Here is an 11,779-nt window from a genome sequence, read left to right as displayed (position 1 = left end):
ACATTTTTGATTTGTGAATACATTCAAAGGTGGGAGCTGGCTTGCCTGCGATGAGGCCCGCAAAGCCAGCACAAAACTCTACTGAAGGAATCCCCATGCAAAACTGGCAACACTCGGTGATCTACCAGATCTACCCCAAAAGCTTCCACAGCCACGCGGGTAACGCCACCGGTGACTTGCTGGGCATCGTGGACAAACTCGACTACCTGCAATGGCTGGGCGTGGATTGCCTGTGGATCACCCCGTTCCTGCGCTCGCCGCAGCGCGACAACGGCTACGACATCAGCGACTACTACGCCATCGACCCCAGCTACGGCACCATGGCCGACTGCGATTTGCTGATCAGCGAAGCCGCCAAGCGCGGTATCAAGCTGATGCTCGACATCGTGGTCAACCACACCTCCATCGAACACGAGTGGTTCCAGCAGGCGCGCAGCAGCCTCGACAACCCGTATCGCGACTTCTACATCTGGCGCGACCAGCCGAACAACTGGGAATCCAAGTTCGGCGGCTCGGCCTGGGAATACGAGGCGCAAACCGGCCAGTACTTCCTGCACCTGTTCGACCACACCCAGGCCGACCTCAATTGGGACAACCCCAAGGTCCGCGCCGAGGTGTTCAAGCTGATGCGCTTCTGGCGCGACAAGGGCGTTGGCGGTTTCCGCCTGGACGTGATCAACCTGATCTCCAAGCCCGCGGATTTCCCCGAAGACAACACTGACGGCCGGCGCTTCTACACCGACGGCCCCAACGTGCATGAGTACCTGCAGGAAATGCACCGCGAAGTCTTCGAAGGCCACGACCTGATCAACGTCGGCGAGATGTCGTCCACCAGCCTGGAACATTGCATTCGCTATTCGAATCCAGCGTCGAAAGAACTGTCGATGACCTTCAACTTTCATCACCTGAAAGTCGATTACCCGAACCTGCAAAAGTGGGTGAAAGCCGACTTCGATTTCCTCCAGCTCAAGCAGATCTTTTCCGACTGGCAACTGGGCATGCAGGCCGGCGGCGGCTGGAACGCGTTGTTCTGGTGCAACCACGACCAGCCGCGCGTGGTCTCGCGCTTTGGTGACGACGGCGAGTACCGCGTGGTCTCGGCCAAGATGCTCGCCACCGCGCTGCACTTCCTCCAGGGCACGCCGTATGTGTACCAGGGCGAAGAGTTGGGCATGACCAATCCGGGCTTCGACCGCATCGAGCAGTACCGCGATGTGGAGACCCTGAATATCTTCCGCCTCAAGCGCGATGCCGGTGAGTCCGAGGCGTCGAGCATGGCCGCGATCATGCAGAAATCGCGGGATAACGGGCGTACGCCGATGCAGTGGAATGCGGGGACCAATGCGGGTTTCAGCAGTGGCGAGCCGTGGATTGGTATCCCGGCGAACGCCTCGACCATCAACGTCGAAAGCCAGCTGGATGAGCCGGATTCGGTGCTGCATCACTACCGCGCGCTGATCGCCTTGCGTCGTCATGAACCGCTGATCCAGCACGGTGTTTACCGCCAACTCCTGCCGGACCATCTTCAGGTCTGGGCCTACCTGCGCGAAGGCGACGGCGAGCGCCTGCTGGTGCTGAACAACTTCTACGGCACGCCGTGCGAAATCCAACTGCCCGCTGACGTGATCAACCCGACGAGCGAGCAACGCCTGTTGATCAGCAACTACCCCGATTGCCCACCGCGTACGCGCACGGTTGCGCTGCGCCCGTACGAATCGTTTGTGCTGCACCTCAAGGATTGAGGCCCGTTGTACCCCCGTGTGGGAGCACGGGGCGCTGCAAAAACCATAATAAAAAGACTGGAGTGCTTCATGAAAACAACAATAAAGCTGGGCCTCGTTGCATCCTGCCTGAGCCTGCCGCTCGGTGCTCAAGCCCTGGAGTTTGCCGGTTACTTGCGCAGTGGCGCGGGGACGTCAACGGGCAGCGGCCCGCAGCAATGTTTCCAGTTGCCGGGGGCGCAATCCAAATACCGCCTGGGCAACGAATGCGAGCAATACGCCGAGCTGGAACTGCGCCAGGACCTGCTGACCCTCGACGACGGCTCGGTGCTCAGCGTCGATGCGATGGCGTCGCTGTACAACAAGTACGACCGCGAGCTGAAATTCCAGGGCGAGAACAACGGCTCGGCGCGCATGCCGCAGATGTATGCGCAGTGGTCCAACCTGCCCAGCCTCAACGGCGGCTCGATCTGGGCCGGGCGGCGTTACTACAAGCGTAACGACATCCATATCTCCGACTTCTACTACTGGAACCAGAGCGCCACGGGCGGCGGTATCGAGGACGTGCTGATCGGCGACCTCAAGTACAGCTACGCGATCTCGCGCAAGGACAACCTGTACCAGAAGGAATACGCCACCCGTCACGACTTCAACGTCGCCGGCTTCAAGACCAACCCCGGCGGCGAGCTGGAACTGGGTTTGAGCTACATCGAAAAAGCCGGCGGGCGCGACACCAACAGCGGTTGGGCGATCACCGCGCAGCACGTGCAAAAGCCCTTCCTTGGTGGCAAGAACAAGTTCGCCTTGCAGTACGGCGAAGGCCCCGGCACCGGGCTCGGTTACACCGGCAATACCTTCCTGGACAACAGCAGCAAGAGTTACCGCGCCGTGGAGTTTTTCGACTGGCAGGTGACCCCGCGTTTTGGCGGGCAGATCGAGGCGGTGTACCAGAAGGATATTCGCCCCGGTAGCCAGGACCAGACCTGGATGTCGGTCGGCGTGCGCCCGGCGTATGCCATCAGCGAGCAGTTCAAGCTGGTTACCGAGCTGGGCCATGATCAGGTGGATGCCACGGGCGGCACGCGCAAGCTGAGCAAATTTACCTTTGCGCCGACCTGGTCGCCCAAAGGCCCGGATTTCTGGGCGCGCCCGGAAGTGCGTTTGTACTACACCTATGCAACCTGGAACGAAGCGGCCAAGCGCGCGGCGAATGAGCTGGCGGCGGGGTCGGCGTTGTCCGATACGGGTTCGTACGGCACGGCGCGGCATGGGTCGAATTTTGGTGTGCAAGTCGAGTATTGGTGGAAGTAACGCGGACTCAAGTGGATGAGCTTTATGTGGGAGCGGGCTTGCCCGCGATGGCGGTGTGTCAGCCAGCAGTGTTTTGTCTGATGTACCGCTATCGCGGGCAAGCCCGGCTCCCACAGGGGCCCTCGCTGAATCTGAAATATGTTTCCACCCAATGATGTTTACAGAACAAAACAACAGGTGAAGTCATGACCACAACTCAACCCCTGGAACTGCTGGCACCGCTGTCCGGTGTGCTGCTGGCGCTGGACTCGGTGCCCGACCCGGTATTCTCCAGCCGCCTGATCGGCGACGGCCTGTGCCTCGACCCGACCTCGCAGACGCTTTGCGCGCCGTTGGCCGGGGTGATCAGCAATATCCAGGACAGTGGGCATGCCGTCAGCATCACCAACGAGCACGGTGTGCAGGTGCTGCTGCATATCGGCCTGGACACCGTGACCCTCGCCGGCAAAGGCTTCACCCGCTTGGTGCAGGAAGGCCAGCAGGTGGAAGCCGGGCAGGCGTTGATCGAATTCGATGCCGACTACGTGGCGCTGCATGCCCGCAGTTTGCTGACGCTGATGCTGGTGGTCAGCGGCGAGCCGTTTACCTTGCTGGCGAACGGTCTGGTCGAAGTGGGCCAGCCGCTGATGCACTTATCCCCAGGCGCGCCGGTTGACGCAGGGGATGAGGAGGAGGGCGATGCGCTGTTCTCCAAGCCGCTGACCTTGCCCAACGCCAACGGCCTGCACGCACGTCCGGCCGCGGTGCTGGCCCAGGCGGCCAAGGGGTTCAACGCGAGCATCTACCTGCACAAGCAAACCCAGAGTGCCAATGCCAAGTCGCTGGTGGCGATCATGGCGCTGCAGACCGTGCACGGCGACACCTTGCAAGTGAGCGCAGCGGGGGCGGACGCCGAGGCTGCGATCAAGGCATTGGTGGCGTTGTTGGCTGAAGGTTGCGGCGAGACGGTCGCGGCACCGGCTGAAGTGATTGAACCTGTGTTGTCGTCGACGTTATTGCGCGGCGTGTGTGCATCGCCGGGCTCGGCGTTTGGCCAAGTGGTGCAAGTGACCGAGCCCGCGTTGAACATCACGGAGCTGGGCAGCGGTGAAGCGGCCGAGCGTGGCGCTTTACAGCGCGGTTTGCTGGCGGCAAGCGAAGCGCTGCAAACCTTGCAAGACAAGGCCAGCGGCAGCGCCCAGGCGCAGATTTTCCGCGCCCACCAGGAATTGCTCGAAGACCCGACCCTGCTGGAACACGCCCACAACCTGCTGGCGCAAGGCAAGAGCGCCGCCTTTGCCTGGAACAGCGCCACCCTCGCCACCGTCAAGCTGTTCCAGGGCCTGGGCAATGCGCTGATCGCCGAACGTGCGGCGGACTTGGCCGATATCGGCCAGCGCGTGCTCAAACTGATCCTCGGCATTCAGGACCGCGCCTGGGACTTGCCGGAGCGGGCGATCCTGATCGCCGAACAACTCACGCCGTCGCAAACTGCCAGCCTCGATACGCGCAAGGTGTTGGGGTTTGTCACCGTTGGTGGCGGGGCGACCAGCCATGTTGCGATCCTCGCCCGCGCCCTGGGCTTGCCGGCGATTTGCGGCGTGCCGGTGCAGGTGTTGGCACTGGTCAATGGCAAGCAAGTGCTGCTGGATGCCGACAAAGGCGAATTGCACCTGGACCCGGACCTGGCCGAAATCGAACAACTGGACGCGGCACGCAAACAGCAGGTGCTGCGCCGACAAACAGAAGTAGCGCAGGCTGCTTTGCCGGCGACGACCCGCGATGGTCATCACGTCGACGTCAGCGCCAACGTCGCCTCGCTGCAAGAGGTCGAGCAGTCGTTGACGTTGGGCGGCGAGGGCGTCGGCCTGCTGCGGTCCGAATTCCTCTACCTGGACCGCAACCGCGCGCCAAGCCCCGAAGAACAAGCGGCCACCTACACCGATATCGCCCGTGCCTTGGGCAGCGAACGCAACTTGGTGGTGCGCACCCTGGACGTCGGCGGCGACAAGCCGCTGGCCTATGTGCCGATGGACGCCGAGACCAACCCCTTCCTTGGCCTGCGCGGCATTCGCCTGTGCCTGGAGCGCCCGCAACTGTTGCGCGAACAGTTCCGCGCGATCCTCGCCAGCGCCGGTTTTGCGCGCCTGCACATCATGTTGCCGATGGTCAGCCTGCTGTCCGAGCTGCACCAGGCCCGCGCTATTCTTCAGGAGGAAGCGCTGGCGCTCGGGCTCACCGAGCTGCCCAAGCTGGGCATCATGATCGAAGTCCCGTCCGCCGCCCTGATGGCGGATGTGTTCGCGCCCCATGTGGATTTCTTCTCCATCGGCACCAATGACCTGACCCAATACACCCTGGCGATGGACCGCGACCATCCGCGCCTGGCCAGCCAGGCCGACAGCTTTCACCCGGCGGTGCTGCGCCTGATCGCCACCACGGTCAAGGCCGCCCATGCCCATGGCAAGTGGGTCGGTGTGTGTGGCGCGTTGGCCTCCGAAGCGCTGGCGGTGCCGGTGTTGCTCGGGCTGGGGGTGGATGAGTTGTCGGTCAGCGTGCCGTTGATCCCCACCATCAAGGCCACCGTGCGCGAGCTGGACCTGGCCGACTGCCAGATCATCGCCCGCCAGGTGCTGGGCCTGGAAGAAGCCGCGCACGTGCGTGAAGCATTGCGCCAGTATCACGCGGCTACCGTTGAAACCTCACCTGTCGTGGAGCTTTGAGCATGTTCGAGAAATTGCAGCGGGCGTTCTGGAAGGCCCTGACCCCGGATCTGGTGGCCGAGACGGTGGCAGCGCCGGGGTTGTTGTCGGCTGAGGTGGTGAAGGCATTGGGTGGCGCGGAGAACCTCAAGTCGCAGCAGCGCGTGGCGCTGACGCGGGTGAGGGTGCAGTTGCAGGATGCAACTCGATTGGACGAGCAGGCTTTGAAGGCGGCCGGTGTGCCGGGGGTGATGGTGTTGACGGGCGGCGTGTTGCATCTGCTCACCGGCCTCTAAACCAAATGCAGATCAAACTGTGGGAGCGGGCTTGCCCGCGATAGCGGTGGATCAGACAGCTCATGTGGCGACTGCCCCACCGCTATCGCAGGCAAGCCAGCTCCCACACGGGTTTTGTGGTGTTCTTACAGTTTCGGGTTGTCTTCGGGCGGCTTGGTCTTGTCCACACCCGGCACATGCAAGTTGCCTTCGACCACCTGATTGCCTTCCAGCTGCGGCTGGGTCACCCAGGTCAAAATGTCGTAGTAGCGCCGGATGTTCGCGACAAAGTGCACCGGCTCACCACCACGGGCATAGCCGTAGCGGGTCTTGCTGTACCACTGCTTCTGCGACAGGCGCGGCAGCATCTTCTTCACGTCCAGCCACTTGTTCGGGTTCAGGCCTTCGCGCTTGGCCAGGGTGCGTGCATCGTCCAGGTGGCCGCCGCCGACGTTGTAGGCGGCGAGGGCGAACCAGGTGCGATCCGGCTCGGCGATGCTGTCGTCCAGTTCGTCCTTGATCTTGGCCAGGTACTTGGCACCCCCCATGATGCTTTGCTTGGGGTCCAGGCGGTTGGACACGCCCATGGCCTGGGCGGTGTTCTGGGTCAGCATCATCAGGCCACGCACGCCGGTCTTGGAGGTGACCGCCGGTTGCCACAGCGATTCCTGATAGCCGATGGCCGCCAGTAGGCGCCAATCGACCTTTTCTTCCTTGGCATAGGCGCGGAAGTGCTTCTCGTATTTGGGCAAACGTTGCTGCAAATGCTGGGCGAAGGTGTAGGCGCCTACATAACCGAGGACATCGACGTGCCCGTAATAGCGATCTTTCAGACGCTGCAGGGTGCCGTTCTTCTCGACCTTGTCCAGGTAACTGTTGATTTCGTTGAGCAGGCTGTTGTCTTCACCGGCGGCCACGGCCCAGCTCTGGTTGCTGGCGTTGCCGAGGTCGAACGCCACGCGGACGTTGGGGAAGTACACCTGGTTCATCGCCACTTCGTTGGAGTCCACCAGGGTCAGGTCGATTTGCCCTTCGTCCACCATGCGCAGCAGGTCGACTACCTCAACGGCATCGGATTCTTCGTATTCAATCGCAGGATTCTGCTGTTTAAGCGCCGCCAATTGTTCGGCGTGGGTGCTGCCCTTGAGCACCATGATCTTCTTGCCCACCAGATCCGCCGCATTCGTCGGGCGGGACTGGCCATTGCGGTAGATGATCTGCGGGGTCACTTCAAGGTAAGGATGGGAGAAACGTACCTGCTGCTGGCGCTGCTCGCTGCTGACCAGGCCAGCGGCAGCCAGCACCGGGCCGTTGGTCTTGCCCAACTGGCCGAACAGGTCATCGAGGTTGTCGGCGGTCTCGATCTCCAGCTTGACGCCCAGGTCATCGGCAAAGCGCTTGACCAGTTCGTATTCGAAACCGGTTTCACCGTTGCGGTCCTGGAAATACGTCGCCGGGCTGTTCCGGGTAATCACCCGCAATACGCCATCCTCCTTGATTCGCTCGAGCGTGCTGGGTTTATCAACACAGGCGCTGAGCAGCAGGAAGAGTCCGGTTGCGAAGAGCCATTTGGCACATCGCGGGCGCAAAGCAGTTGGGGAGAACATCTGCGCAGTATACGCAAACGGCCCACGGCGCCATATCTCGACAGCGTTGGCGTTGTCTGCTAGACGCCGGAAAAGCGTGCTGCAGCCCGCAGAAATGGGGCTTGGCGCGGGATTGTGACGGTTAAAATAACTGCGCGACCTACCGCGGATTTTGCCCCGATAGCGTGCAAACCCGGCCAACTGACGTTCGGCAGCGGCCAGCGGTGCCGTTTCGGGTGCCGTTGGCGACGGTTTACGCTAGAATGCACGGCCTCAAAGCACACCCCTTCCCGAGGCTGTCCCGAAGATGTTGATCCTGCGCGGCGCTCCTGCCCTTTCTGCCTTTCGCCACAGCAAACTCCTTGAACAACTGAGCCAGAAGGTTCCAGCGGTTACAGGCCTGTATGCTGAATTTGCTCACTTCGCCGAAACCACCGGCGTCTTGACCGCCGACGAACAGCAAGTGCTGGCACGCCTTCTGAAGTACGGCCCAAGCGTTCCCGTTCAAGAGCCGACCGGCCGCTTGTTCCTGGTTCTGCCACGGTTCGGCACCATCTCGCCCTGGTCGAGCAAGGCCAGCGATATCGCCCGCAACTGCGGCCTGGAAAAAATCCAGCGCCTGGAACGCGGTATCGCCTTCTATGTCGCTGGCCAGTTCAGCGATGCCGAAGCCGAGCTGATCGCCAGCAGCCTGCACGACCGCATGACCCAGATCATCGTCAGCCAGCTGGAACAGGCTGCCGGCCTGTTCAGCCACGCCGAGCCCAAGCCGCTGACCGCGATTGACGTGCTCGGTGGCGGTCGCGCCGCCCTCGAGAAGGCCAACACCGAACTCGGCCTGGCCCTGGCCGACGACGAGATCGACTACCTGGTCAATGCCTTCAACGGTTTGCAGCGCAACCCGCACGACATCGAACTGATGATGTTCGCCCAGGCCAACTCCGAGCACTGCCGTCACAAGATCTTCAACGCCAGTTGGGACATCGACGGCGAAAGCCAGGAAAAAAGCCTGTTCGGCATGATCAAGAACACCTACGTGATGCACAGCGAAGGCGTTCTGTCGGCTTATAAGGACAACGCCTCGGTCATCGTCGGCTCCGTCGCCGGTCGTTTCTCCCCGGCCCCGAAACCCCGCCAGTACGGCGCGGTGCAGGAGCCGGTGCACATCCTGATGAAGGTCGAGACCCACAACCACCCGACCGCGATTGCCCCGTTCCCGGGCGCAGCCACCGGTTCCGGCGGCGAGATCCGCGACGAAGGCGCTACCGGCCGTGGCGCCAAGCCAAAGGCGGGCCTGACCGGTTTCACCGTGTCCAACCTGCAGATCCCGGGCTTCGAACAGCCGTGGGAAGTGCCGTACGGCAAGCCTGAGCGCATCGTGACTGCGCTGGACATCATGATCGAAGGCCCGCTGGGCGGCGCCGCGTTCAACAACGAGTTCGGGCGTCCGGCCCTCACCGGCTACTTCCGTACCTTCGAACAGTCCATCACCACCCCGCGTGGCGATGAAGTGCGCGGCTACCACAAGCCAATCATGTTGGCCGGCGGCATGGGCAACATCCGTGAAGAACACGTCAAGAAAGGCGAGATCCTGGTCGGCTCCAAGCTGATCGTCCTCGGCGGCCCGGCGATGTTGATCGGCCTGGGCGGCGGCGCCGCTTCCTCCATGGCCACCGGCACCAGCTCGGCAGACCTGGACTTCGCTTCCGTACAGCGCGAAAACCCAGAGATGGAGCGTCGCTGCCAGGAAGTCATCGACCGTTGCTGGCAGTTGGGTGACAAGAACCCGATCAGCTTTATCCACGACGTCGGCGCGGGCGGTTTGTCCAACGCCTTCCCGGAACTGGTCAACGATGGCGACCGTGGTGGCCGTTTCGAACTGCGCAACATTCCAAACGACGAGCCGGGCATGGCCCCGCACGAAATCTGGAGCAACGAATCCCAGGAACGTTATGTTCTGGCAGTCGGCGCTGAAGACTTCGCACGCTTCCAGGCCATCTGCGAACGCGAGCGCTGCCCGTTCGCCGTGGTCGGCGAAGCCACTGCCGAGCCGCAACTGACCGTCACCGACAGCCACTTCGGCAACAGCCCGGTGGACATGCCGCTGGAAGTGCTGCTGGGCAAAGCCCCGCGCATGCACCGTTCGGCGGTACGTGAAGCCGAGCTGGGCGATGACTTCGACCCAAGCACGCTGGAACTGGCCGACAGCATCGAACGCGTGCTGCACCACCCGGCCGTGGCGAGCAAAAGCTTCCTGATCACCATCGGCGACCGCACCATCACCGGCCTGGTGGCCCGTGACCAAATGGTCGGCCCGTGGCAGGTGCCGGTGGCCGACGTTGCCGTCACCGCCACCAGCTTCGACGTCTACACCGGTGAAGCCATGGCCATGGGCGAGCGTACGCCGCTGGCCCTGCTGGACGCTCCGGCGTCGGGCCGCATGGCCATTGGTGAAACCCTCACCAACATCGCGGCGTCGCGTATCGGTAAATTGTCCGACATCAAACTGTCGGCCAACTGGATGTCCGCTGCCGGTCACCCGGGTGAAGATGCGCGCCTGTACGACACCGTCAAAGCGGTCGGCATGGAACTGTGCCCGGAGCTGGGGATCACCATTCCGGTGGGCAAGGACTCGATGTCCATGGCCACCCGTTGGAACGAAGACGGCACCGACAAGAGCGTCACCTCGCCGCTGTCGCTGATCGTCACCGGCTTCGCGCCGGTCACCGACATCCGCCAGACCCTGACCCCGCAACTGCGCATGGACAAGGGCACCACCGACCTGATCCTGATCGACCTGGGCCGTGGCCAGAACCGCATGGGCGCGTCGATCCTCGCGCAAACCCATGGCAAGCTCGGCAGTCAGGCACCGGACGTTGATGACGCTGAAGACCTCAAGGCCTTCTTCGCCGTGATCCAGGGCCTCAACGCCGACGGCCACCTGCTGGCTTACCACGACCGTTCCGACGGTGGTTTGCTGACCAGCGTGGTCGAGATGGCATTTGCCGGTCACTGCGGCCTGAACATCGTGCTCGACAGCGTTGCCGAGGCAGCGTGCGAGATCAACGGCATCCTGTTCAACGAAGAGTTGGGCGCGGTGATCCAGGTTCGCCAGGACGCTACCCCGGACGTACTTGCACAGTTCAGCGCTGCCGGCCTGGATGACTGCGTGGCAGTGATCGGTCAGCCGATCAACAACGGCGAGATCAATATCTCGTTCAATGGCGACACCGTGTTTGCCGGTCAACGCCGCTTGCTGCAACGCCAGTGGGCCGAGACCAGCTACCAGATCCAGCGTCTGCGCGACAACGTTGAGTGCGCCGAGCAGGAATTCGACGTGATCCTGGAAGAAGACAACCCGGGCCTGAGCACCAAGCTCAGCTTCGACGTCAACCAGGACATCGCCGCGCCTTACATCAAGAAAGGCATCCGCCCACAAGTTGCCGTACTGCGTGAGCAGGGCGTCAACGGCCAGGTAGAAATGGCGGCTGCGTTCGACCGTGCCGGTTTCAACGCGATCGACGTGCACATGAGCGACATCCTCGCCGGTCGCGTTGACCTCAACGAGTACAAAGGCCTGGTGGCCTGCGGCGGTTTCTCCTACGGCGACGTGCTGGGTGCCGGTGAAGGCTGGGCCAAGTCGGCGCTGTTCAACAGCCGTGCCCGCGATGCATTCCAAGGCTTCTTCGAACGCAACGACAGCTTCACCCTGGGTGTGTGCAACGGTTGCCAGATGATGTCCAACCTCAGCGAACTGATCCCGGGCAGCGAGTTCTGGCCGCACTTTGTGCGCAACCGTTCCGAGCAGTTCGAAGCCCGTGTCGCCATGGTGCAGGTGCAGGAATCCAACTCGATCTTCCTGCAGGGCATGGCCGGTTCGCGCATGCCAATCGCCATCGCCCACGGTGAAGGCCACGCTGAGTTCGCAAGCGAAGAAGCATTGCTTGAAGCCGACCTGTCCGGTTGCGTGGCCATGCGTTTCGTCGACAACCACGGCAAGGTCACCGAGACCTACCCGGCCAACCCGAACGGCTCGCCGCGCGGGATCACCGGCCTCACCAGCCGCGACGGTCGCGTCACCATCATGATGCCGCACCCGGAGCGCGTGTTCCGCGCCGTGCAGAACTCGTGGCGCCCGGAAGAGTGGAACGAAGACGGCGCGTGGATGCGCATGTTCCGTAACGCTCGCGTGTGGGTGAACTAAG

Annotated in this window: 6 protein-coding genes; 5 read left to right on the top strand and 1 reads right to left on the bottom strand. The window is 62.5% G+C overall.

Going from position 1 to position 11,779, the window contains the following annotated elements; translation table 11 throughout:
• Positions 1-95 precede the first annotated feature (95 nt).
• The 4 genes from treC to B348_RS0114475 all read left to right on the top strand — a co-directional run bounded on the left by treC (position 96) and on the right by B348_RS0114475 (position 6,009).
• The gene (gene treC / locus B348_RS0114490) at positions 96-1,742 is read left to right on the top strand and encodes an alpha,alpha-phosphotrehalase (RefSeq protein ID WP_017736800.1); all 1,647 of its coding nucleotides are present in this window, start codon (positions 96-98) and stop codon (positions 1,740-1,742) included.
• A gap of 69 nt (positions 1,743-1,811) precedes the next feature.
• Positions 1,812-3,032: a carbohydrate porin gene (locus B348_RS0114485; RefSeq protein WP_017736799.1), complete on the top strand. Its 1,221-nt coding sequence runs from the start codon at positions 1,812-1,814 to the stop codon at positions 3,030-3,032.
• 185 nt (positions 3,033-3,217) lie between these two features.
• Positions 3,218-5,734, top strand: coding sequence for a phosphoenolpyruvate--protein phosphotransferase (gene ptsP, locus B348_RS0114480; protein WP_017736798.1), 2,517 nt, complete (start codon positions 3,218-3,220; stop codon positions 5,732-5,734).
• A gap of 2 nt (positions 5,735-5,736) precedes the next feature.
• A complete protein-coding gene (locus tag B348_RS0114475; RefSeq protein WP_017736797.1) occupies positions 5,737-6,009 on the top strand; it encodes a PTS transporter subunit EIIB in 273 nt (90 codons plus the stop codon).
• Positions 6,010-6,134: 125 nt separating this feature from the next.
• On the opposite strand, the gene mltF is transcribed toward B348_RS0114475, so the two are convergent.
• The gene (gene mltF, locus B348_RS0114470) at positions 6,135-7,595 is read right to left on the bottom strand and encodes a membrane-bound lytic murein transglycosylase MltF (RefSeq protein WP_026136794.1); all 1,461 of its coding nucleotides are present in this window, start codon (positions 7,593-7,595) and stop codon (positions 6,135-6,137) included.
• A 286-nt stretch (positions 7,596-7,881) separates the two neighbouring features.
• Here mltF and purL point away from each other — a divergent pair, with 286 nt between their 5' ends.
• A complete protein-coding gene (purL, locus tag B348_RS0114465; protein WP_017736795.1) occupies positions 7,882-11,778 on the top strand; it encodes a phosphoribosylformylglycinamidine synthase in 3,897 nt (1,298 codons plus the stop codon).
• Position 11,779: the final 1 nt, after the last annotated feature.

Origin of the sequence: Pseudomonas sp. CBZ-4 (assembly GCF_000346755.1) — a bacterium.
Lineage (GTDB): Bacteria > Pseudomonadota > Gammaproteobacteria > Pseudomonadales > Pseudomonadaceae > Aquipseudomonas.
This window is presented reverse-complemented; position numbering and strand designations above follow the sequence as displayed.